The 22,826-nt window shown below is 34.7% G+C and carries 21 protein-coding genes; 10 read left to right on the plus strand and 11 right to left on the minus strand.

Annotation, left to right across the window (positions count from 1 at the left end):
- Nucleotide 1 precedes the first annotated feature (1 nt).
- From prc to M997_RS08515, 5 genes are all read left to right on the plus strand, one after another.
- A complete protein-coding gene (gene prc, locus M997_RS08500; protein ID WP_064719683.1) occupies nucleotides 2-2,062 on the plus strand; it encodes a carboxy terminal-processing peptidase in 2,061 nt (686 codons plus the stop codon).
- A gap of 1,281 nt (nucleotides 2,063-3,343) precedes the next feature.
- On the plus strand, nucleotides 3,344-4,696 hold the full coding sequence (locus M997_RS08505; RefSeq protein WP_064719684.1) for an OprD family outer membrane porin: 1,353 nt from the start codon (nucleotides 3,344-3,346) through the stop codon (nucleotides 4,694-4,696).
- Between the two features lie 632 nt (nucleotides 4,697-5,328).
- Nucleotides 5,329-6,207: a protease HtpX gene (gene htpX, locus M997_RS08510; protein WP_064719685.1), complete on the plus strand. Its 879-nt coding sequence runs from the start codon at nucleotides 5,329-5,331 to the stop codon at nucleotides 6,205-6,207.
- A gap of 206 nt (nucleotides 6,208-6,413) precedes the next feature.
- Complete coding sequence (locus M997_RS17460; protein WP_156510816.1) at nucleotides 6,414-6,578, plus strand: hypothetical protein; 165 nt, start codon at nucleotides 6,414-6,416, stop codon at nucleotides 6,576-6,578.
- Nucleotides 6,579-6,653: 75 nt separating this feature from the next.
- Nucleotides 6,654-8,696 (plus strand): hypothetical protein, encoded by a 2,043-nt coding sequence (locus M997_RS08515; RefSeq protein ID WP_064719686.1) that lies wholly within the window; start codon nucleotides 6,654-6,656, stop codon nucleotides 8,694-8,696.
- An 88-nt stretch (nucleotides 8,697-8,784) separates the two neighbouring features.
- On the opposite strand, the gene M997_RS08520 is transcribed toward M997_RS08515, so the two are convergent.
- The 4 genes from M997_RS08520 to hxpB all read right to left on the minus strand — a co-directional run bounded on the left by M997_RS08520 (nucleotide 8,785) and on the right by hxpB (nucleotide 12,912).
- On the minus strand, nucleotides 8,785-9,636 hold the full coding sequence (locus M997_RS08520) for a hypothetical protein (protein ID WP_064719807.1): 852 nt from the start codon (nucleotides 9,634-9,636) through the stop codon (nucleotides 8,785-8,787).
- 158 nt (nucleotides 9,637-9,794) lie between these two features.
- Entirely contained in the window at nucleotides 9,795-11,186 is a 1,392-nt protein-coding gene (locus M997_RS08525) for an L-cystine transporter (protein WP_064719687.1), read from the minus strand.
- Between the two features lie 247 nt (nucleotides 11,187-11,433).
- The gene (locus M997_RS08530; RefSeq protein WP_064719689.1) at nucleotides 11,434-12,000 is read right to left on the minus strand and encodes a metal-dependent hydrolase; all 567 of its coding nucleotides are present in this window, start codon (nucleotides 11,998-12,000) and stop codon (nucleotides 11,434-11,436) included.
- A 243-nt stretch (nucleotides 12,001-12,243) separates the two neighbouring features.
- Nucleotides 12,244-12,912, minus strand: a complete 669-nt coding sequence (hxpB, locus tag M997_RS08535; RefSeq protein ID WP_064719691.1) for a hexitol phosphatase HxpB — start codon at nucleotides 12,910-12,912, stop codon at nucleotides 12,244-12,246.
- 198 nt (nucleotides 12,913-13,110) lie between these two features.
- Between hxpB and M997_RS08540 the strand changes: the two genes are divergently transcribed.
- Nucleotides 13,111-13,650 (plus strand): YniB family protein, encoded by a 540-nt coding sequence (locus M997_RS08540; protein WP_064719693.1) that lies wholly within the window; start codon nucleotides 13,111-13,113, stop codon nucleotides 13,648-13,650.
- A gap of 133 nt (nucleotides 13,651-13,783) precedes the next feature.
- Here M997_RS08540 and M997_RS08545 read toward each other — a convergent pair whose 3' ends face one another.
- The 5 genes from M997_RS08545 to M997_RS08565 all read right to left on the minus strand — a co-directional run bounded on the left by M997_RS08545 (nucleotide 13,784) and on the right by M997_RS08565 (nucleotide 18,344).
- The gene (locus M997_RS08545; RefSeq protein ID WP_064719695.1) at nucleotides 13,784-14,650 is read right to left on the minus strand and encodes a fructosamine kinase family protein; all 867 of its coding nucleotides are present in this window, start codon (nucleotides 14,648-14,650) and stop codon (nucleotides 13,784-13,786) included.
- 151 nt (nucleotides 14,651-14,801) lie between these two features.
- Nucleotides 14,802-15,659, minus strand: a complete 858-nt coding sequence (locus M997_RS08550) for a metal ABC transporter permease (RefSeq protein WP_064719697.1) — start codon at nucleotides 15,657-15,659, stop codon at nucleotides 14,802-14,804.
- Nucleotides 15,659-16,549: a metal ABC transporter permease gene (locus tag M997_RS08555; protein WP_064719699.1), complete on the minus strand. Its 891-nt coding sequence runs from the start codon at nucleotides 16,547-16,549 to the stop codon at nucleotides 15,659-15,661. Before M997_RS08555 ends, M997_RS08550 begins: the two co-directional genes overlap by 1 nt.
- 2 nt (nucleotides 16,550-16,551) lie before the next feature.
- Nucleotides 16,552-17,439, minus strand: coding sequence for a manganese/iron ABC transporter ATP-binding protein (locus tag M997_RS08560; RefSeq protein ID WP_064719701.1), 888 nt, complete (start codon nucleotides 17,437-17,439; stop codon nucleotides 16,552-16,554).
- Nucleotides 17,436-18,344: a metal ABC transporter substrate-binding protein gene (locus tag M997_RS08565; RefSeq protein ID WP_064719702.1), complete on the minus strand. Its 909-nt coding sequence runs from the start codon at nucleotides 18,342-18,344 to the stop codon at nucleotides 17,436-17,438. Before M997_RS08565 ends, M997_RS08560 begins: the two co-directional genes overlap by 4 nt.
- Nucleotides 18,345-18,700: 356 nt before the next feature.
- Here M997_RS08565 and M997_RS08570 point away from each other — a divergent pair, with 356 nt between their 5' ends.
- A complete protein-coding gene (locus M997_RS08570; protein WP_064719703.1) occupies nucleotides 18,701-18,964 on the plus strand; it encodes a hypothetical protein in 264 nt (87 codons plus the stop codon).
- Between the two features lie 396 nt (nucleotides 18,965-19,360).
- Nucleotides 19,361-20,056: a transglycosylase SLT domain-containing protein gene (locus tag M997_RS08575; RefSeq protein ID WP_064719704.1), complete on the plus strand. Its 696-nt coding sequence runs from the start codon at nucleotides 19,361-19,363 to the stop codon at nucleotides 20,054-20,056.
- Here M997_RS08575 and M997_RS08580 read toward each other — a convergent pair.
- Nucleotides 20,029-20,742 (minus strand): MarC family NAAT transporter, encoded by a 714-nt coding sequence (locus M997_RS08580; RefSeq protein WP_064719705.1) that lies wholly within the window; start codon nucleotides 20,740-20,742, stop codon nucleotides 20,029-20,031. The genes M997_RS08575 and M997_RS08580 overlap by 28 nt on opposite strands.
- A 96-nt stretch (nucleotides 20,743-20,838) precedes the next feature.
- Nucleotides 20,839-21,435 carry a GNAT family N-acetyltransferase gene (locus M997_RS08585; RefSeq protein WP_064719808.1) on the minus strand — a complete coding sequence of 199 codons (597 nt, stop codon included), beginning with the start codon at nucleotides 21,433-21,435 and terminating at the stop codon, nucleotides 20,839-20,841.
- 244 nt (nucleotides 21,436-21,679) lie between these two features.
- On the opposite strand from M997_RS08585, the gene M997_RS08590 reads away from it, so the two are divergent.
- Nucleotides 21,680-22,018: a tRNA-binding protein gene (locus M997_RS08590; protein WP_064719706.1), complete on the plus strand. Its 339-nt coding sequence runs from the start codon at nucleotides 21,680-21,682 to the stop codon at nucleotides 22,016-22,018.
- Between the two features lie 97 nt (nucleotides 22,019-22,115).
- Nucleotides 22,116-22,805, plus strand: a complete 690-nt coding sequence (locus tag M997_RS08595; protein ID WP_064719707.1) for a helix-turn-helix domain-containing protein — start codon at nucleotides 22,116-22,118, stop codon at nucleotides 22,803-22,805.
- Nucleotides 22,806-22,826: the final 21 nt, after the last annotated feature.

Genomic DNA, 22,826 nt, shown 5'->3' on the forward strand with positions numbered 1-22,826 from the left:
CATGAACAAACTTTTAAATGTGGCTTTTGTTATTGGATTAACTTTAACAGGCACTTCTGTTGTGATGGCTGAGAAACCAGCCATCTCTGCAATAGCAACGATAGATCAGTTACCGATGCTAAAACAAGAGCCACAACACTCTACTGTGAGCGAACGAGTCACTTCTCGTTTTGAACGTTCTCATTATCGGCAGTTCTCGCTTGATGCGAGTTTTTCAGAAAAGATTTTTAATCGTTATCTTAATTTATTAGATTATAGCCATAACGTGTTATTAGCGTCAGATATTGCCCAATTTGATAAAGATAAAGCCAAAGTAGGGGAATATTTAAAATCGGGCGAGCTTGAACCGTTATTTAACTTGTTCAATCTTGCTCAAAAAAGACGTTTTGAACGTTTTCAATATGCTTTAAATCGTTTAGATAAACCAATAGATTTAGTTGGACAAGATAAATTTGAATTAGACAGAACCAAAGCGCCTTGGCCTCAAACCCAAGATGAACTAGATAAGCTTTGGGATGCAAAAGTAAAATATGATTGGTTAACGTTGAAACTGTCAGGCAAAAGTGACAGTGAAATCAAAGAAACCCTGACTAAACGTTATAAAGCAGCGATGCGTCGTCAGACACAAAGCCAAAGTGAAGACGTTTTTCAGCTTATCATGACAGCATTTGCCCGTGAAATAGACCCTCACACCAGTTATTTGTCACCAAGAAATACAGAAGCCTTTGATTCTGAAATGAGCCTCTCATTAGAAGGGATCGGTGCTGTATTGCAGATGGATGATGACTACCCAATGATCAATTCAATGGTTACTGGTGGCCCCGCAGCGAAAAGTAAAGAGCTGAAAGTCGGTGATAAAATTATTGCTGTTGGACAAAGTAATAAACCGATGGTCGATGTTGTTGGCTGGCGCCTTGATGATATTGTCGCGTTAATTAAAGGACCAAAAGGTAGCCAAGTTAAACTGGAAGTCCTCTCTGATGAAAAAGGTGCTAAACCAAGAACGATCACCTTAGTAAGAGAGCAAATCCGTTTAGAAGACAGAGCGGTTAAATTGACTGAAAAAGTCATTAATGGTGAAAAAGTTGCTATTTTGGATATTCCTAGTTTTTATGTTGGATTAACCAACGATGTAAAAACGCAATTACAAAAAGTGGCTAAAGATAATGTTTCATCATTAGTTATTGATTTACGTGGTAATGGTGGTGGTGCGTTAACAGAGGCAATCTCACTTTCAGGATTATTTATTCCTAGTGGTCCTGTCGTACAAGTGCGAGATAACAATGGCCGAGTTCGCCAAGATTTCGACCGTGACGATGTTGTTTATTATAAAGGGCCGCTGGTGGTTATCGTTAACCGCTTTAGTGCTTCCGCTTCTGAAATTTTTGCAGCTGCAATGCAAGATTATGGTCGTGCATTAATTGTGGGTGAACAAACCTTTGGTAAAGGAACGGTTCAACAATATCGCCCATTAACTCGTGTTTACGATCAAATGTTAAGCCCTGATTGGCCTGGTTTAGGTTCAGTACAATATACTATTCAAAAATTCTATCGAATTAATGGTGGTAGTACTCAACTTAAAGGGGTGACACCTGATCTATTGCTGCCAAGTTTTGATAGCTCGGAAATGGGTGAGAGCTTTGAAGATAATGCAATGCCGTGGGATAGTATTTCTCCTGCAAGCTATCAGTTATCTGATTATTCAGAAAAGATAAAATCATCTTTAGCTTCGCTGACAGAACAACACGCTAAGCGTATTGCGGGTGACAGAGAGTTCTCTTATATCTTTGATGATATTAAGCGCTACAACGAAGCTAAGGCGAAGAACGAAGATAAATATGTTGTTCTTAACTTTGCAGAAAGAGAGAAAGAAAACAAAGAGCTAGAGGATACCAAGTTAAATCGCCTTAATGAGCGTTTTAAAGAAGAAGGTAAGCCACTACTTAAATCGCTTGATGATCTGCCTAAGGATTATGAAGGCCCAGATCCTTATTTAGATGAAACCGCTAAAATAGCGGTGGATCTCTCTCAAATGATCAAGCCTAAAAAGCTATTAAATTAAATTATTTAGTCGTAAAAACAAGTACTTCATAAAAATGGGTACTTGAAGCAACCCCCAATAGTTGGATAACCAATTACTGGGGGTTTTTTATATCCGAATACAATTGAGATATAAAAATTATTATTGTTAATCCATATCTTTCAGGTGAGTAATCTTAAGAATGTAGGTATATCGTCTCGACATATAGTTGTTACATTATTTTTTAATAGATTTTAGCTATCCACAATGTCAAATCATCAGGAAGAACAATGACTATTCATACATATCGTTATTTTTTATAATATCGAGATAGTTAAATTCAATGTTATATCACTTAATTTTTAACCCGAAATATATTTTGAATTAAATTTAAAAGTCTACTTTTAAAAATATTGATTTAAATACTTTTTTTATATTGAAAACCTATATGAATTTGAAATGAGATAACTAACTGTGTATTTTCAGTTGAATACACTATAAATATTTGAATGGATAGAGCTATCTATTAATGTTTAAGGTATATATCTGACTGTATATCATAATCGCATCAATATGTAATAAGTGAGGAACATTGTTATATTTGATAATTAAATGAAACTAAAGATTTAATACCAATATTAGAATAATAAATAAACACGAGTATAAATATTGGCTGATGTTCAGGCTAAGTTTTGTGAGCTATAAAAAAGAGACTAAGTTGATTTCTTCGTTGATGAATTCTTCAAGTGGTGAGGAAAAAGTAGGTTTATCTGGTAAACAGAATAAAAAATCAACCAGCCTTTATTGTGTTGTAAGTCACATTTTAAGATTTCTTTATTGTAATAAGTGTAATATGTTGTGACAATGATCGCTTAAATTGACATAAAATTACTATAGCATACAGATTATGAAAATTTGTGACACTTTGACAGGCCATCGCAACAACTAAAAAGCTAACCTAGATAATGAATATTTTTTATTCGATGATTCTAAAAATGTATTATCAAAGCAGTATGTAATAGCTAAGATATTATATTTCTAGGATCAGCTTTTCCTCGTAAGAAATAACGAATAAATAGCAAGTAATCTACAATTTGCTTAAAAGATTTCTATGGCGAAAAAATAAGTAAATATAAATGTGGCGAGATAGTCACATTGGGTTTTTTATGCCCAAAAAATGATTTTATTGTTTGAGATTGATGTAACTAAAGATTTAAGTACAGGTTACTTTTTAGCTAAATATAAAAATGGTGCTTTATTGAGCTCGCTGAATATAAGCCAATATAAATTAATTCAAATATTTATTAACCAGGCTGAATTAAAATGAAAGTAAAAAGAATAGTATTGCTTATGTTTTCTCCTTGTTTCCTAGCCGTAAGTGCTGCCAATGCAGGAAATTGGGAAAATACAATCAAAGAAAACTCATTTATTTCCGATTCTGAACTTGAGCTTTCTACAATTAATATGTGGAAATATCTCAAGACAGAAAACCGTTTTGATAAAGAAGCGCAACGCTACAAAAAGCAAGTTGCTAATGCATGGGGGCAAAACTTCCAAGTAGATTTCAAATCAGGTTATTTTGGTGACATTATCGGTTTTGATGCTTCTTATTACGGTGCTATCAAATTAGGGGCAAGTAAAGACTTCGCCTCTCGTGCAATATTATTTAATGATGATGGTGAAGCAAAAGGTTATAACAAAATTGGTCAACGCTTCGCAAAAATTAAATTAGATTTAGATCCTGTTTTAATTAACGGTAAAGCAGGTTGGTTTACCCTGAAAAATACTGGTATTTTTTCTAACTCACAGCGCCTCTCATTAAACAGTTATAACGGTTATGCTACTACAACTACAATGGGTGATTGGAGCCTAGATTTACTGTATCTTGATGGTAAAGTGATGCGTCGTGATAGCCCAAATACCGACAGAATGTATTTCAGTGATGGAAATGGCGTTAGACACAATGTTGACCATGTCATTACGGGTGGTATTAATTACAACTCCAAACCGCTAAAAGTATTTTATTTCTACGGTCAAGCGGATGATCTATTCCGTCAACAAGGTTTAGAAACAAAATATAAATTAACTTCAGACGTTACTATTGGTGGTGTTGTTTATTATCACGATTATGGTAGTGATGGAAAACGTACATTAAGTAATGCCAATGCGGGTAAACGTAACTTTGATAATGATGCATGGCACTTTGCGGGTACTATGGAATGGCGTATTCCAGAATCACCGTGGACACTACGTTCAGGTGTGACTTATACCGATGCTGAAAAAGCAAATGGTGTTGGCCAATTTGCACGTAACCCAATTGGTAATACCCGTGGGCGTTTTAATTCACCAGCTTATGCAGATATTGACTATGTGCGCGATGGTGAAGTTATGGGGGCATTAGAAGCAGAGTATAGAGTGAATAAAGCGTTTTCTGTTGGTGCGCGTACTAACTACAGTGAATTTAGCTATTCAGGTGAGAGATTAAAGCAAGGTCAGTTTGGTTTATTTAGTTATTGGAAACCGACAACTAATCTTTCTATTTCTTTAAGTGGTGGTATTGGTTGGCATCACCAGCAAGAAAATGATTACTCCACACCGAAACTTTATGATGGTCACTCACAACGTGCACACTCATTATCAGGTTCTATGACAACGACATATCGTTTCAAAATGTAGTTTATAGCGTCAGTACGTTTTATTTTTTGTATCAAGTGCATGACTTGCATTACTTGTAAGTTGTGCACAAAAATACAGAGATACATTAGATTAGAGATACATTAGATTATAGGAAGTCATAATATTCACAACGCTAGTCGATAACAGCCTTTTTATGACGAGCCAACTATCGAAGTATTAAACGATGTTACCAGAAATCTTCTTGAATTAATCTCTTGAGCTTAATAACACAAAAAAGTTGCATTACCTATTGCGCAATAAGTTGTGGGTAAGTTAGGCACTTCAGCAAATAAAACAAGCGGTTGAATATCAATGAGAACTCGCTTGCCCTCAAATCATACCTGTTTGGTAATGATGCATTGATATAATATTATTAAAATAATTCATCAGCATTATGATAAACATGTACTTGAATCAAAAATTAAATAATATTTATTTTAGTTACACTTTGAGCTTAAGTTTGAAGTACTTCCCTATAGTTAGGCAACCAATTACTGGTTTTTTTTATGAAAATGTAAAGTTATAATGTTTTTAGTCATAAATAAGTTAAAAGACTTGATAAAATTAAAAAAAGCCTTATTTATAGGGTAATTTGTAATGTGGCAATTAGATAAAATAGGAACAGTATCAATATGATGAGAATTGCATTATTCCTTTTAACAAACTTAGCCGTTATGTTTGTTTTTGGGATTATCTTATCTTTAACTGGAATTCAAGGTCGCAGTGTTCAAGGTTTAATGATCATGGCGGGCTTGTTTGGTTTTGGTGGTGCATTTATTTCGCTGCTGATGTCAAAATGGATGGCATTACGTTCAGTTGGCGGTCAAGTTATTGAAAATCCGACTTCTGAAGTTGAACGTTGGTTATTAAACACCGTGAAACGTCAGTCTGAGCAAGTTGGTATCAAAATGCCTCAGGTTGCGATTTATGATGCACCGGATATTAATGCGTTTGCAACAGGTGCTCGCCGAGATGCGTCGCTGGTAGCCGTAAGTACGGGTTTGCTTGCTAGCATGAGTCGCGATGAAGCCGAAGCAGTTATTGCTCACGAAATTAGCCATGTCGCTAATGGTGATATGATAACGATGACTTTGCTACAAGGTGTGGTGAATACTTTCGTTATCTTTATTTCTCGGATCATTGCGCAATTTGTTGCTAACTTTATCTCTAACGATGACGAGAGTGAAAGTAGCAATGGTAACCCTTGGGTTTATATGGGCGTATCAATGGTACTGGAGATTGTCTTCGGTATTTTAGCAAGTATCATCACAATGTGGTTTTCTCGTTACCGTGAATTCCATGCTGATGCTGGCTCGGCAAAACTTGTTGGCCGTGAAAAAATGATTGCAGCATTGCAACGTTTAAAAACCAGCTATGAGCCACAAGAAGAGAGCAGTATGATGGCATTTTGCATCAATGGCCGTAATAAATCATTTAGCGAATTATTTCTTTCACATCCACCACTAGATAAACGCATCGAAGCATTACGTAGCGGTGAGTATCTGAAGTAAGATAAATGATAACGTTAGAGATAAAACATCTCTAATGCTTAGCTAAAATAAAAGCGCCAGATACTGAGATATATCTGGCGCTTTTACTTATAATATATTAATTAATATGATGCATTAGATATATGAAAACGCTTCTATGTGAAAATAGTCGGTTGATGGTAATGGAAAACCAAGTATACTAAGAGAGAATATTGGAGGAAAAATAAATGGCTACATTCGATTTGCTTAAAGCTGCAAATGAGATGATTCTTACAGAAGATAAAATTACTCAGCTGAAAGAACATCTTAAAATAGAAGAAAATAAATTCAAGTTGGAATCAAAGAAACGATTGGTTGATGAACAACTACTTTCTAAAGCTTATGAAGCATAAATAACTCCAAACCTTTTTGAAGAGCAATTTTATAGTTGCTCTTTTTATTTTATATGTTAGGGAAAACTCTTTACTATGACTCCTTATCTTATTTGTAGATTTGAAAAACAGACACTAAGTAATCTAATTAAGGAATGTTTTAATTCAAAGTTTCCTGACATATATAAAAAAATACAAATTGATTATATCTATAGATACCTTACAGAAATAAAGTGTAAATCTGTTTTGCTTGAACCTGTATATATTGATAAAGATTACTTAGAAGATTATAAACAATATTATGTGAAAGGGTTTAATAATAAAGGATACAAAACGTCACGACTTCATTTCTTCTCTTCTGAGCTAGATCATAAGACAATAGATGATTATTTGGAAAATGGAATGGAGAGTGAAAAACATAATCTTCTACAACAAAGTTATCTTGGGTTTATGATAATTAAACCATTACCAAAAACTTTTATTGGTAAAACATGTTTAATACCTTATCCAAGTTTAATAAAAAATAATGATAAAAAATGTATTCTTCGTGAATATAGTATTGATCTCTTTGGTATTCCATTAAAAGTAAAATCGATTGCATTTCAAGAACAAGATATGGTAGTTGCCGCCTATGCAACAACAGCTATTTGGTCTTCTTTACATGCTTTAAACTATTGTGATATACGTTCTATTCCTTCTTGTAGTGAAATTACTATAAATGCAATTAATCATATAAATAATTCGAATAATAGTTTTCCTAACACTTCATTGACAACAAAACAAATGTTAAGGTCTATTGATATTGAAAAAATCAAGCATCACCTTTTTAAGGCTAATAGATTAAAAATTGATGAATTTCATGAAATAGTAAAGACTCATATTGATAGTAAGATCCCATTGCTATTAAGGGGAACAATATATGATATTACTAATGGGAATTATGTTAGAAAAAATGATTATACAGTAACTATTTTAGGATACAAAGAAAGAGGTCGGAGTAGAGCAATCTATATTCATGATGACCGTTTAGGTCCTTTTGTTAGAGCAATATATAGGAAAAAAATAACAGGTGATGAAGAATGGGGATTTATCGTTCAGGAAAAAAATGATGAAATACATTGGGAAGAGGCACATGAAATTTTCATACCAGATATACTTATCTCTATAACACCTAAAAAAGTAAGACTATCAAGTGAGTTAGCAATTAATACTTGTCGTCTTATTAAATCTATCTATACTAAATTATTAGAAATAGAATTAGATACAAATTCATCAGAAAAATTTCTGCCAATAATTAAATTTTCAGTAAAATTAAAAGAAATATCTGAAATAAGAAATGAGTTATTATGTTATGATTTTAATAAAAGTAATCATAAAGAAGCAATCAATTATTGTAAAAAAAAGAGATTGGAATTTTTGACTCAATCTTATGCTTGCTATCATTGGGTCGCATCTTTTTCATTAAATAATGAAGATTCTTTTGATATCCTTTTCGATGCAACTGACATTCCTCAAGGCGATGTAGTATCGGAAATTATATATAAAGATTATTATAATTCTAAAGTTATATTAGATGTGATGAAAAAATTAGCATCTAGACAAGATATACTCCATTCAAGCCCATTATTTAGAGAAAATAGCTTCATAGTATCATTTTTTTCATTTTTAATGACCATGGATTATAATTATACAAACTACCTTGATGAAACATATGGACGATTAAGAGCTCCCAGTTATTTAAAACCAGAAGAATATTTAGGTGGTAAAATAACAGGAAATAAAACTTCTAAAATATATTATGGGCGTACAAATAAGACACTTAAAGAAATAACCGCAGATTTAAAAAATAATATTGAAAATTCCTTTATGATTTGGGCGATTACTGACGAAGGTGCCTTGGTTATTGGGGAGGAGATAAATAATAATGGTCACCCATCCCTGACAGGGTTTAAGCCCGCAAGGATTGCTGGTGAATTATTTATTAAAGATGAGGTTTACTATATTAACTCAAAATCGGGTCGTTATAGTAGGGATTATTCAAACCCTAATAATTTGCTTAAAAATGCGATAAACAGATTTAAAGAAATATTCCCAGATGATGATTTAGTTATTGAGATAATGGAATTTAGTGGTGTGTAATTACAGGCGAGAAGAATATAACTAAAGTCAAATGGCTAATTTTTATTAGATATAAAATTAGCCATTAATTTTAGAGTAAGCAAAAAAACTAGTCTATATAATCGCCAAAGTATACAATCACTTTCTCTTCATTAATTTTAAGTGCACCGTTCCAACCCGCCCAAGGCATTTCCATATCAGAACGGCCTTTTGTATTTTTTAGTTGTTGTTCCATGATGGTGATATCACCAAAGTTATTCCATGTATCAAGTGATAATGAAATAAACTGATTTGGTATCACACCAATTAATGCTAGAGACTGTAATATGCCGCGTTTAGTGTATTTATCCCCAGAAATAATTTTGGCTTCATTTAAACGTTTTTCAAAACACCCCGGCGTTTCGTCTTCTGGTGCTATACGCAGTAAATCTAGTAATTGATTGAATACCTTTTTATCATTATCTGTTGGTATAACGGGGTCTGTTGTTAGCAGATGTTTTAGGTTTAAGTAAGCATATAGAGTATTGCCTGTATAGGAATTGCCATAATATAAACAATACTGAAAATAACTATCATTAATATATTGAGGTTTATTGTAATCGCTACAGATCCAGCAACAGGCATATTGTGATTTTTCTAAATAATCATGTAAGGGTAATGTTTGTAATTTATGATAGGCGCCTAATACAGATCGTCCCCGAGGATAACTCCCTCCAACACCAGCAATAAAAGCATCTAGACAGCGTTGAAATATTAATGTTGGTTCGTTTTTTAAACTGTGCAATTTAGTGATGATATCTGCGTGATCATGAAAAGACGCAATATTATTTGGCTGCCAATTAAATTCGGATAAAGTGTTCTGTTCCTTTTCTGACAATGTACTGATGTCATAAGTAGATACAGCACGTTGAGCATCATATTGACTGTTCTCATATTTATATAATTTCCGTAAAACCCGCATAAATTTTTGCACAGATAGAGACCTATTATAATTAGTAAGAGTGCGAATTGTTTTGTATCAATGTAACTCTGTGTATTAAGTTAATTTAAATACAAAAAAAAGCCAGTTCATTTTGTGAACTGGCTTTTATCTTTTTATTACAATAAGGAGCTAATGCATTATTTAATACTTAATTCAGCTTCTTCTTCCTGATTGAAAACGTCTTTATTTGTTTGTCCCATAATTTGGCTGGTAATTGTACCAGCAGTCATAGAGCCACTTACATTTAATGCAGTACGTCCCATATCAATTAATGGTTCAACCGAAATCAGTAGCGCAACTAAGGTGACAGGTAAACCCATTGCTGGTAATACGATAAGCGCTGCAAATGTAGCACCACCACCGACACCTGCAACACCTGCTGAGCTGATAGTGACAATACCAACTAAAGTTGCAATCCATAGAGGATCAAATGGGTTAATGCCCACTGTTGGTGCTACCATTACTGCTAACATCGCAGGATAAATACCCGCACAACCATTTTGACCAATAGTTGCCCCAAATGATGATGAGAAGCTGGCGATTGACTCAGGAATACCGATGCGTCGAGTTTGAGTTTCGATATTTAGCGGAATACTTGCTGCACTAGAGCGGCTAGTGAAAGCAAAGGCTAATAACGGACCTGCTTTTTTAAAGAACTTAATTGGGCTCAAACCCGTTAAGCCAACAAGCAATCCGTGAACAATAAACATAAGAGCAATGGCGACATAAGAGGCAACAACGAAGCTACCTAACTGGATGATGTCATGCATATTGGAGCTTGCAACAACTTTAGTCATCAGTGCCATTACACCATAAGGTGTTAATGCCATAACGATGCGAACTAGCTTCATTATCCATACTTGTAAGCAATCAATTGCAGCTAAAACTTTTTCGCCACGAGGTTGGTCGTCTTTTAATAGTTTTATTGCAGCCATACCTAAGAAAACAGCGAAAATAACAACACTAATAATTGATGTTGAGCTTGCGCCAGTTAAATCAGCAAATGGATTTTTAGGGATAAAAGATAAAATCAGCTGTGGCACTGTTAAATCAGAGACTTTGCCAATATAGTTCTGTTCAATGGCAATTAAGCGTTTAGCTTCTTGTTCACCTTGAATTAAGCCTTCAGCAGATAAACCGAATAAATTGGCAATAACAATACCAATTAATGCTGAGATTGCAGTAGTGAATAAGAGTGTACCTATAGTTAATCCACTAATTTTTCCTAGTGATGATGCTTGGTGTAAGCGCGACACAGCACTAAGAATAGAAGCAAAAACTAATGGCATAATGACCATTTGTAATAGTTGAACATAGCCATTACCCACGATATTGAACCAAAGAATAGATTCTTTGATTATAGGGTCGTGTGAGTCATAGAATGCGTGTAGTGCTAATCCAAATGCCACCCCGAAGACTAAGCCAACGATAACTTTCTTTGACAGGCTCCACTGACGTTGGCTTAATTTAGCCAAGATGAGTAATAGCACCACAAAGACAAGTACGTTAATGATTAACGGAAAATTCATCTTAACTCTCCAACGAGATTTCTATTTATTTATATGATTTCAGCGATTGTATGCGATATGAGTTCTTAGAATATAAGAAAGGATATAACGGCATCAATTCGCTATATGGTAACAGGATTGTTAATAACTTTTTATAATTAATTATTATTTTATATAGTCATTTGGTTATAAAGACAAGAAAACTGGGCATAAAAAGATGTCAGTAATTATAAATAGATAGATAAACGTAGGGTTTTGTCAGGGTATGTTAAAATAACGTGCGCTTGTCGTGGTATATCTGTAACCAGTTATTGACTTGTGAAGGTAGACTAATAGTGAAATGTGGCGGTAGAAAAAGAGCGCCCACAAGGATAAGCACAGAAATAAATCGTTCACCTTTTTTACTGTTTTTCTTTCCTAAAATAGGCAGTGCAAAACGTATTTTTAGCGGCCATAAAAAAGGAACACCTGCTGGAGTAAGCATATCGGCAATTAAATGACTTAAATAGCCAAGTAATAGTGCATGAAAAACATCTGCCGAAATATCCAAGCGAGGAGAAATCTGTATTTCCCATAAAATGGCTAAACCACAAAAGGCTAACAGGCTATGTGTAAAACCTCGGTGGCCACAAAGCTTTGAAAGTGGAATTGAAATAATACGCAATAATCGGCCAAGAATAGAACCAGGGTGATCTAAATCAGGTAATAGCGAGCCCAATAAGACAGCAGGGATCATGTGAAACCAATCACCATGAGCGAGAACGGGAGTAATTTCAAGTTTCTGAGCTAATACCAGTGTAGCAACAGAAAAAAGTAAGTGTCCTTCAGCTGTCATTCTATTTCTGTTCGTTTGCTGTTCATTTATACAGTGATTAAGTATAAAAGGTTTCGACAACAACTAACAGACATAAAAGATAAAAATTGTCTTAATTATTAAGCAATAACAGCAATATTTTATTTGATTGATTCAAAAGTGATCAAATTTAGGATAAAGAACTGAATGTAAAAAAATTGGTATAAAAAAATCAGAGATAAAAGGGAAAGCTATCGCTAGAGATCCCTTTCTATATTTGAAATGTTAGCCTAATAGATCAGCTTTAGTAAGGTCATTGAGTGATGCTATTTTCGCATCAGCTAAACCCCACCACTTTTCATTAAATTGCTGCTTTGCAGGAACAACGATAGAGCGCATTCTTGCTCCTTTACATGCAATCATGCCATTACGTGAATCTTCTAATGACACACAGTGAATAGGATCAAGATTAAGTGCTTTAGCTGCGTTTAGATAAACTTCAGGATGTGGTTTGCTATGTGGTAATGCATCAGCAGAGATAACAGCCGAAAAGTAATGGCGAATATTAAATAATTCAAGGACTCGTTCAAGCATAAAGTCAGGTGATGCTGACGCTAATGCAATTTTTAACCCTGATGATTTACAAAGAGATAACGCATGCTCAACACCGGGCAAAAGTGGTTTTGTTTCTTCAATTAATTGAACAACACGAGAAACCATTTTTTGTTTTGCTTCTTGTTTTGAAACACCTTGCCATGGTGATGCTTTATACCATATATCAATAACTTCGTTTATTCTTAAGCCAACCATATCGGGCATGTGTTGTGCTAACGTTAAATCGACACCTAACTCAGCAAAGACCTCATGTTCAGCTTGCTGCCAAAATGGTTCAGAGTCGATTAATAAACCATCCATATCAAAAATAGCAGCTTCAATAGGGAATTTAAAAGACATGTTACTCTCCAAAATAAGGTCTATGTTGATGAAACGCGATTGTATCAAGAGTTACTAGGAAAATCTTTTTAATCAGTTTCTTATTTATTTTTGAAAATAAATAGTAAGAATAGGTACTATTAATTTATTGCGTTATTAGCCGTTAATTAGACTACGATAAATAGATAAATATTGACCAATTCTACTAGTGAGGGTGTGATGAGTTATCAATATGCAGGGTTATATGCCATTTTAAAACGAGTGTTTGGTTGGCTTATTTTTATTCCTGCTTTTATTTCTACCGCGATATCTTTGATTGGATTAGCTGCGATGCCGCGTGCTACTGGTGAAGGTGTTAATGCGGTTATTAATGATTTTTTTCGTGTATTAGCAGAAATGGTGCAATTTAATACGCCATTTCTTAATTTTTTTTGGCATAACTCGCCAATTCCTGATACACAAATGGGCTTTAGCTCAGCCAATATCACTTTTTTTGTTATTTTTGCTTTAATGTTTGTTGGATTGGCATTCAGTGCTTCAGGGATCAGAATGTATCGACAAGTAAAGTATTTAAAAGAAAATATACAAGATCAACTTATTCTTGAGCGGGCGATGAAAAGTGGTGTAACCGCAGAGGAATTACAACAGAACATTAAACTGCCTCGGCATACAATATTTACACAAATTATGGTGCTTTATCTTTCACCTATTATTGTTATCGCGATAGGTTATTTTTTACTGAAATTCTTAGGTTGGTAACACGCTGTTGTTTTATTGCGGTAGAAAAATATCTTTTTTTGGGTTAGGAAGGCCCATATTTTAATAAATAGATGGAAAAATAAACCTCGCATACGGTTAATTGGCGAGGTTATATTTTTTAAGGAAAACGCTATTAAGCTAACAAATCATCAATGATTTTTCTGGCTTCAATATAATTATCATCACCGCCAAATAGGTTACAACGATTGAGGAAGAAATAAAGCTGATAAATTGGCTGACGTAATAAAAATTTATCAGATAATGGCCAGATACTCTGATAACCATCGAAAATATTTCCAGGTACCTGAGTACAAAGCGGAAGCATCGCAATATCACATTCACGATCTCCCCAATAACAGGCAGGATCAAACACGGTGCCTTCAGATTGATCAATCGCAGCGCAATTTTTGGGCCATAGATTTCCATGAAGTAACGAGGGTTGTGGATTGTGATCAGCAAGGCGATGATTAACAACTTGAATAATTTCATCTATCTCACCAAAAATCATGCCTTTTTCTGATGCCAGTTGTAATTGAAAACCTATACGCTTTTCAGAATAAAAATGATTCCAGCGTTTTTCCCAGCTATTAATTTGAGGTGTTGTATCTATTTGAGTATCAAAATCAAACCCATAACTGGGTTGATCTTCCCATTGGTGTAAACGAGCTAGTTGTTGACCAAAACAGTATGCACTATGAGCGGTAAAAGGTTGAACGGGTAGATATTCAAGTAGTAAGAAACTGGCATCTTTACTGTTACCTATGCCTAAAATGCGAGGAGTGCGGATGGTTTGGCTTTTTGCCAGCATTTCAAGTTGCTCTGCTTCATTTTTAAAATTAGGCAGAAATTCACGTAAGTTAGATTTAACAAAAACGGGAGTATTACCATAAAGAATTTTCCATGTATGGTGAATATCTCCACTAGAAAGGTGAATTTTTTCAGTTATCTTTGCTGAAAATCCTAAATTTGATTCCAGTAAACGGCCGACATTCTGCCACATAGATTACACCTCGCAAAGTTGTTTACTTAGTAGACCCAAATAGTAACGAGCGATGTTTTATATTATGACAATAACACTTTAATTAAACCAATAAAGAATAAAGCTAAAAAACGGGATGATTATCCCGTTTTTTAATAGATAAAGAATTTTATCAGGCATTAGCGGGTTTTGTTTGCCGTTTTATTTTTGCTAGCTTAATCTGATTACACAATAACGCAATAATAAAGAATACAGCTTGCGTTAGCACAATAGACGGGCCTGTTGCACCATTAATATGAAAACTGACAAAAGTACCAATAATACTGGAAGCAACAGAAAAACTAACAGCTAGCATAATCATCCGTGAAAAACTGCGTGTTAATAAATAAGCCGTAATTCCTGGAGAAATAAGCATTGCAACAACCAGAATAATCCCCACTGCTTGCATTGATGCAACGATAGTAAGGGCTAAAATAGACAGTAAGCCATAATGCAATAGTGTTACAGGTAAGCCAATAATTCTTGCTTGATTAGGATCGAAACAGTAAAGCATAAAATCTTTTTGTTTCGCGATCATAATAGTAATGGTAATTAAACAAATAACACTAATTTGAAGTAAAACATCAGGCGTAATTCCTAAAATATTACCAAACAGAATATGCATTAAATGTTGATCGGTATCGACACTGGCAAAAATAACTAAACCAACTGCAAACATTCCCGAAAATACAATACCCATTACAGTATCTTCTTTAATTCGGCTATGTTCTTTTAAATATCCTGTCGCGAATGAGCAAAATAATCCAGAAAGAAATGCGCCCACAATTAATGGGATAGCCGTTACATAAGCTAATACCACACCGGGAAGAACGGCGTGAGAAATAGCATCTCCCATTAACGACCAGCCTTTTAACACCATATAGCAAGATAAAATAGCACAAGCGATACCGATAACAATGGCTGCAATTATTGCTCGTTGCATAAATGGGTATTGAAAAGGCTCGATAAAAAACTCGACTAATTCGTTCATTATTGCACCTCATTGCTCTGATTAGATTGAGAGATCAGCGCTTGTGAACTTTGACGAGCACGACGGCGTGCAGCCAACATGCCGTGTTTAGGTGCAAATAAAAAGGCTAATAAAAAGAGGGCTGTTTGCATCGTCACAATAACACCGCCCGTTGCACCATTAAAGAAATAGCTAATATAGGCACCAAAAGCACTGGTAAATGTGCCAATACATATTGCAATTATTGCCAGTCGTTTAAATTGATCTGTTAGTAAATAAGCGGTAGCACCAGGTGTAACAACCATTGCAATAACAAGAATGGCACCAACAGTTTGAAGTGCAGCAACGGTACAAGCACTTAATAAGGTAAAGAAGATTATTTTTAATTTTAATGGTGATAATCCAATAGAACGAGCATGAACTTCATCAAAGAAAACCACTAATAAATCTTTCCAAATACAAAATAGAACTAAAAATGAGACACCAGTGATAATGGCAACTTGCCATACATCTTCATCTGCGATACCTAAAATATTTCCGAGTATAATGGTCTGAACGTTGACTGACGTCGGATTGAGCGAAACCAGCAACAGACCAAAGGCAAAAAAAGTAGAAAAAATAAACCCAATCACCGCGTCTTCACGTAATCGTGTGATATGGCGAATAAATGTCATGGATAATGCAGCCAGTAAACCAGTAAAAAAAGCACCAACCGCATAAGGCAAACCCAGAATATAGGCACCTGCAACACCAGGAACAACAGAATGGGAAAGGGCATCTCCCATTAACGACCAGCCTTTTAAAATAAGATACGATGACAGAAAGGCACAAACAGCGCCAACTAACGCACTTACCCAAATGGCTTTCACCATATAGTTATATTCAAATGGCTGTAGGAGTAATTCTAGCATGGCTAATCTCCTTGCTTGCGCTGACTTTGATGTGCTGGCGTATGCTTTTCTTTATGTCCATAGAAAACGGCAGCGCGTTCATCATCAGTAATGACGGTAAGAGAACGCGGATCATCATCGTCATGCAAATCAGGCCCAGATAAGCTGATATGACGTAACACACCACCGAAGGCATGTTCCAGATTTTTTTGTGTAAATGTAGTTTCTGTTGGTCCGCTATCAAGTACTGTTCTATTAATAAGAATAACGTGATCGCAAAACTCTGGTACGCTACCTAAATTATGGGTTGAAACCAACACTAAATGGCCTTCTTCACGTAAATTACGTAATAGCTCAATAATGGCGTTTTCTGTTTTAACATCAACACCTGTAAAGGGCTCATCTAAAAGTAAAACGGTGCCTTCTTGTGCCATTGCTCGAGCTAAGAAAACACGTTTTTTCTGGCCACCAGAAAGCTCACCAATTTGACGATGACCTAAACCCGATAAGCCAACTCGTTCTAATGAGGCTTCAACAACTTCATGGTCATGTTTTGACGGAATGCGAAAAAAGCCCATTTTCCCGTAACGTCCCATCATAACGACATCTGAAACGAGCACTGGAAAATTCCAGTCTACTTCTTCAGTTTGTGGAACATAAGCGATCATATTTTGTTTTAACGCTTGTTGTATAGGGCTATCGTTTAGTGTGACTTTCCCTTTAGAGGGTTTAACTAATCCCATAATGGTTTTAAAAAGCGTTGATTTACCACTTCCGTTAATACCCACTAGGGCACAAATTGTGCCGCCAGTGATAGAAAAGCTTGCGTCAAAAATTGCAGTATGTCCGTTGTTATAGGTTACTGTTGCGTTATCAACAGTCAGTGTTGGATTAGTTTTTTTTTGATTCATTGTCCAAATCCTTTAGCAATTGTATCGACAGTGATATTCAGTAAATCGATATAAGTAGGAACATCACCACCTTCGGCAGAAAGGGAATCGACATAAAGAATACCACCGTATTTTGCTCCAGTTTCTTTACTCACTTGTTTTGCCGGCTTATCTGAAATAGTACTTTCACTGAAAACAACGGGAATATTATGTTTTCTTACAGTATCAATAACATATTTAACTTGTTGTGGTGTACCTTGTTCTTCCGCATTGATTGGCCATAAATAGATTTCTTTAAAACCATAATCATTAGCTAAATAACTAAAGGCACCTTCACTGGTGACTAGCCAACGATCTTCTTGTGGGATACGGGATAATCTTTCTCTTAATGGAGCGTCAAGTTGTTTTATTTGTTCAGCATAACGTGCCGCATTTTGATTATAGATTGCGGCATTTTCAGGGTCATGTTCAACTAATGCTTTACGTATATTCTCAATATAAATTAATGCATTATTTGGCGACATCCAAGCGTGTGGATTTGGGTTGTTTTTGTAAGCACCTTCACGAATAGCCATTGGTGTAATACCTTCGGTTACAACAACAGCGGGTACATTACGCAATTCATTAAAAAAGCGCTCAAACCAACGTTCAAGATTTAAACCATTCCATAAAATAAGATCAGCTTTTTGTGCTTTTACAATATCTTTGGGTGTTGGTTGGTAATCATGAATTTCCGCACCAGGTTTGGTAATAGACTCAACAATTGCAGCATCACCCGCTACATTTTGAGCAATATCTTGAATTATCGTAAATGTAGTGACAACTTTAAGCTTATCTTTTGCTTGTGCAGGTGTGAGTAAAAAAACGGATGCTAAGAGACATACAGCCGTAAGTGAAAATTTATTAACAGAGCGGAATATATCCATATTATTATTGCCTTATCATTGCAGTGGAATTTCTCAATTGATAATGATTATCAATATCATTTCAAGAAAGTCAAGTTATCTCTGTATGAAAATATTCATCCGATAACAGCATGAAGTAAGATAACATCATGTATTTCAATAAATGTTAAGTAAATTGTCGTCTTTTGTCGCAAAAATTAACAATAGATCATAACTATTTGTGTAAAAGGCTATTTAAATCATTGAAACTATAAATTGATAAGCTATTTCACTTGGCTTATTAATCCTTCAATATTAGCGAGTTATGAAAAATACCTAAGTAATCTCGCAATGGTGAAATTATCATATTAATGAACAGAATCTCAGGAAATAAGATAATGATTGATGTTGAAAGTATTTATAAAAATGAAAGCGTAGAAGATGTGCTTCTATATTTTGCCCCAAAAACGACGTACCCAAGCATTGATCGTTGTTATGTGAGATATAAATTTGAAGTTGTTGAAAAAGCTATACTTATAAAAACAATGGGTAAGCTTTTACAGGAAGGTAAATTAGCTAAAGATAATAAGGGGCTAACAATTAAAGGCCCTAATTGGAGAGAGCCAGATTTTGTTACTCAAAAAAAATATGGCATTAAATAACCATAAAACTCGTATTTTTGTGAATTTTTTATGACGAAGAGTTGTGAGCAATAAAATTATCTGAATTTAATGAGATAAAACTATTTGAGCATATTGTAAAAATATTCCTAATATTCGATGCATTTTTGTTTGTATAGAAATGCTAGAGCATTCTCTATCTATAAGAAAAAAATAAGAGTAATAGAAATGTGCCCCTAGAATATTTGAGGGCATCTAGAATATTTGAGGGCATATAGCAGAGTGGGAATGTGAATGCGCGTTCATATTGATTTATTTGTTATGGTTTGTCATATTCTAGCCTGTGTTGATATGTGAAAATAAAACCCGTAACTTGTAATTTATTGATATTTAATGTGAAGGTGTTTTTCATATCATTATTTATGGAAAGGATAAAGCGTGAAAAGAAAAATCGTAATTTCTCTGTGTATTTTACTTTTGACTGGTTGTGCTAATGACAATAAACAGTCCGTTCAAAATAGCTCAACACGATTTTTAAAGGCAAAACCCATTGAAAACCGGGTAAATAATGCGTCTATTTCTACGGCTCAATGGAAAGCAACACCATTTGATTCACATATTCAGCAAGCATCTGCTCGCTATGATGTTGATGAAACATTAATTAAAGCCATTATACAAGTTGAATCAAACTTTAGACCTGAAGTGATTAGTAAATCGAATGCTGTTGGATTAATGCAAATTAAAGCATCAACAGCAGGAAGAGATATTTATCAAAATAGAGGCAAATCCGGTCAGCCAACAACAGCGCAGTTAAAAGACCCTGCCACTAATATTGATTTGGGTACGGCTTATATCCAATTACTGCGAGAGCGTCACCTTTCAGGTATTAATAACCCAGAAACGCTTTATTATGCAACTATCCTTGCTTATGTGAATGGTGCTGGGGCGTTACTAAGAACATTTGATAATAATAGAGACAACGCAATAGCTAAGATTAATGCTATGAGTGCAGATGATTTTTATCGTTATGTAGAAAAAAATCATCCAGCAGCTCAAGCACCTCGCTATTTAGCGAAAGTTAAAGCAGCGTATCACTCTACAGATAATTATTCTGGCAAATTAGCTGTAGATTGAACTTGTTGTAATAAAGTAGGCAGATCAGCAATGATTTCTAAAACGCCATTAATTACAAATTGAACACCCATACAAATTAATAAAAATCCCATAACGCGGGAAATAGCATCGATACCACTATGGCCAAGGTATTTCATGATCTTTGTAGAGCCTCTTAGTGATAACCAAACGAGTAAGCTAATTAAAAAGAAAGTGGTGATAGGGGCGACATATAATACCCAGTGTGCAAGATCTGTACGCGAAGGAATTGATGCGGCAGTACTAATGATCATTGCGATAGTACCAGGCCCTGCTGTACTTGGCATTGCTAAGGGCACAAAAGAAATATTTGGTGCTTGTGGGTTTCTATGAGGATTTTTATCATCATCTATAGGGTCATCAACATTCGGCGTATTTGGAAATAACATACTAAAGCCAATAAAAGCAACAATCATTCCGCCAGCAATACGAAGACCTGGAATAGAAATACCAAAAGTAGTCATTATTACTCGACCAGCGTAGAACGCAATGGTCATAATAATGAAAATATAAACACATGCCATTAACGATTGCTGATTACGCTGTTCTTTGGTCATACTTCCTGAAAGACCAAGCCAAAGAGCAACTGTTGTTAATGGATTGGTTAAAGGAAGAAGTAAAATAAGACCAAGGCCAATAGCTTGAAAAAACTGGTAAACAGAGTGCATGGAATATAAAAGCTCCCAATAATAGATAATTAAGGAATGATAATTATAACAAATTAAAGTCAATAAAAGTTACTTTGATGATAATAATCTTTGTATTTATTTATATTTATTCATTAGCCACTCCAGGTGTATTTTAACTGCAGGCCAATCATAATCTGTAATACTGTATATACAGGTATCTCTGCGTTGTCCCCCTGTCGTTAATCGATGATTACGTAATATTCCATCAAGCTTTGCACCTAAGCGTTCTATCGCTTTTCGGCTCGTTTGATTTAATATATGAGTACGAAATTCAACAGCAATACATTGTAAATATTCAAAAGCATAAGTGAGTAATAGATATTTAGCCTCAGTATTAATACCTGTTCTTTGAACTTTTTTTGCATACCATGTAGATCCAATTTCTAAGCGGGGTGTCTGGTTATCTACATTCATAAATGTTGTTATTCCTATCACACTGTTATCTGCTGTAGAAATAATTGCAAATGGCAGCATTAATCCCTGCTCTTGTAACTGAATTTTATATTCAATATCTTGTTTTAATGTTGTGACTGATGGCACTGTGGTATACCAAAGCTCATCGGGTTTATCTTTTTCAATTAGCTCAAGTAATTCTGAGTAGTGCTCCATGTTTAATGGTACTAAACGGACCAGTTTTCCTTCTAATATTGTCCAATCAGTCATTTTTTTCATCATGTATTCTCTTTGCTGTTGTAAGTTCAATTCTTATTGAACTGAGAATACTTTTTATACATAACAATTTTATGAATTGATATTGCTATTTGGGGATTAGATAAAAATATTTTGTATAAAAATAAAAATTACAGAGCAAAACTAGCGTGCATTTTTAGCAACAGATTATGACTATTTGGATACAGATGAATAACAGAGAAGCATGATAATCTGTACCAATAAATTTAACAATTTGGTAGCGAAAATGTCAGATACAATCGAATGGGATGATTTTTTACGAGTTGAAATGCGAGTTGGTACAATTATTAGTGCTGAGATAAATAAAAAAGCGAATAAGCCGGCATATGTAATGGATGTTGATTTAGGTGAGCTTGGTATAAAGCGCTCTAGTGCTCAAATTACAGTAAACTATGCACCAGAAGAGTTAATTGGTCGTCGTATTTTATGCGTCTGTAATTTCCCAGTTAAACGTATTGCAGGCATAAAGTCTGAGGTGTTAATTACCGGCGCACCTGATGCATCAGGTGCTATTGTACTGGCAGAGTTTAATTTGCCAGTACCTAATGGCTCTCGGTTAGCCTAACTATTATTTGTATTTGCTCTTATCTTATATAGCGATTATTGGCTAAGATTTGCTATAGTGTAAGCTAAGTCGCAAGATTGATATGTAGGAGCGTCTTTTGCTATTGCCTGAATTACATTTTCGATGTTATACACAAGATACGGTGTCACATCAGCACGATAATATTTGGCAGATTATTTTTGGTCTATCTGGCTCGATGGAAGTAAATTTTAATCGAGAAGATTTTCTGATCTCACATCAGCAGTGTCTTATTATTCCGCCTACTGTAAATCATGCCTTTTCTGGCTGTATTGATAATAAAAATCTTATATTAGAGCTTCCTACTACATCACAATGGCAATTTAGTGAAAAAGGTGGGCAGTTTAGTTTATCTCCCGCAGCCATTGGATTATTAGACTGGTTACGCCAATATCCTCAAGCACCAGAGCAATATCCAACAATAACACGTTTATTATTAGCTCAAATGAAGCCCCAAAAAAGTTGGCAAGATCATCTAGATTTATGGTTAGAAAATAAATTGCATATGCCATTAACTACAAAAGATATTGCTATCACATTTAATATTTCAGTGAGTACTTTGCAACGAAGAATGAAATCTGAATTAGATGTATCAGTAATGCAGTATGTGACGCAAAAACGATTAATTAAAGCTGCAGAATTATTAAGGCACACGCCTTGTAATATTGAGAATATAGCTTTAGCTGTGGGGTATGAATCTCATTCTGCATTTAGCCAAGCGTTCCGACAGTATTTTAGTAAAAGTCCTAATGAATATCGAGGGTTATAACGTTAATAGTTATAATAAAAT

Source organism: Proteus hauseri ATCC 700826, assembly GCF_001654965.1.
GTDB classification, from domain to species: Bacteria; Pseudomonadota; Gammaproteobacteria; order Enterobacterales; family Enterobacteriaceae; genus Proteus; species Proteus hauseri.

Bases quoted from the DNA above. Each gene is read 5' to 3' on its own strand.
- M997_RS08540 (WP_064719693.1), top strand. From the start codon at position 13,111: ATGAGTTATCAATATGCAGGGTTATATGCCATTTTAAAACGAGTGTTT.
- prc (WP_064719683.1), top strand. From the start codon at position 2: ATGAACAAACTTTTAAATGTGGCTTTTGTTATTGGATTAACTTTAACA.
- M997_RS08580 (WP_064719705.1), bottom strand. From the start codon at position 20,742: ATGCACTCTGTTTACCAGTTTTTTCAAGCTATTGGCCTTGGTCTTATT.
- M997_RS08515 (WP_064719686.1), top strand. From the start codon at position 6,654: ATGACTCCTTATCTTATTTGTAGATTTGAAAAACAGACACTAAGTAAT.
- M997_RS08585 (WP_064719808.1), bottom strand. From the start codon at position 21,435: ATGAAAAAAATGACTGATTGGACAATATTAGAAGGAAAACTGGTCCGT.
- M997_RS08590 (WP_064719706.1), top strand. From the start codon at position 21,680: ATGTCAGATACAATCGAATGGGATGATTTTTTACGAGTTGAAATGCGA.
- M997_RS08555 (WP_064719699.1), bottom strand. From the start codon at position 16,549: ATGCTAGAATTACTCCTACAGCCATTTGAATATAACTATATGGTGAAA.
- M997_RS08550 (WP_064719697.1), bottom strand. From the start codon at position 15,659: ATGAACGAATTAGTCGAGTTTTTTATCGAGCCTTTTCAATACCCATTT.
- M997_RS08520 (WP_064719807.1), bottom strand. From the start codon at position 9,636: ATGCGGGTTTTACGGAAATTATATAAATATGAGAACAGTCAATATGAT.
- hxpB (WP_064719691.1), bottom strand. From the start codon at position 12,912: ATGTCTTTTAAATTCCCTATTGAAGCTGCTATTTTTGATATGGATGGT.
- M997_RS08525 (WP_064719687.1), bottom strand. From the start codon at position 11,186: ATGAATTTTCCGTTAATCATTAACGTACTTGTCTTTGTGGTGCTATTA.
- M997_RS08505 (WP_064719684.1), top strand. From the start codon at position 3,344: ATGAAAGTAAAAAGAATAGTATTGCTTATGTTTTCTCCTTGTTTCCTA.
- M997_RS08560 (WP_064719701.1), bottom strand. From the start codon at position 17,439: ATGAATCAAAAAAAAACTAATCCAACACTGACTGTTGATAACGCAACA.
- htpX (WP_064719685.1), top strand. From the start codon at position 5,329: ATGATGAGAATTGCATTATTCCTTTTAACAAACTTAGCCGTTATGTTT.
- M997_RS08545 (WP_064719695.1), bottom strand. From the start codon at position 14,650: ATGTGGCAGAATGTCGGCCGTTTACTGGAATCAAATTTAGGATTTTCA.
- M997_RS08570 (WP_064719703.1), top strand. From the start codon at position 18,701: ATGATTGATGTTGAAAGTATTTATAAAAATGAAAGCGTAGAAGATGTG.
- M997_RS17460 (WP_156510816.1), top strand. From the start codon at position 6,414: ATGGCTACATTCGATTTGCTTAAAGCTGCAAATGAGATGATTCTTACA.
- M997_RS08530 (WP_064719689.1), bottom strand. From the start codon at position 12,000: ATGACAGCTGAAGGACACTTACTTTTTTCTGTTGCTACACTGGTATTA.
- M997_RS08565 (WP_064719702.1), bottom strand. From the start codon at position 18,344: ATGGATATATTCCGCTCTGTTAATAAATTTTCACTTACGGCTGTATGT.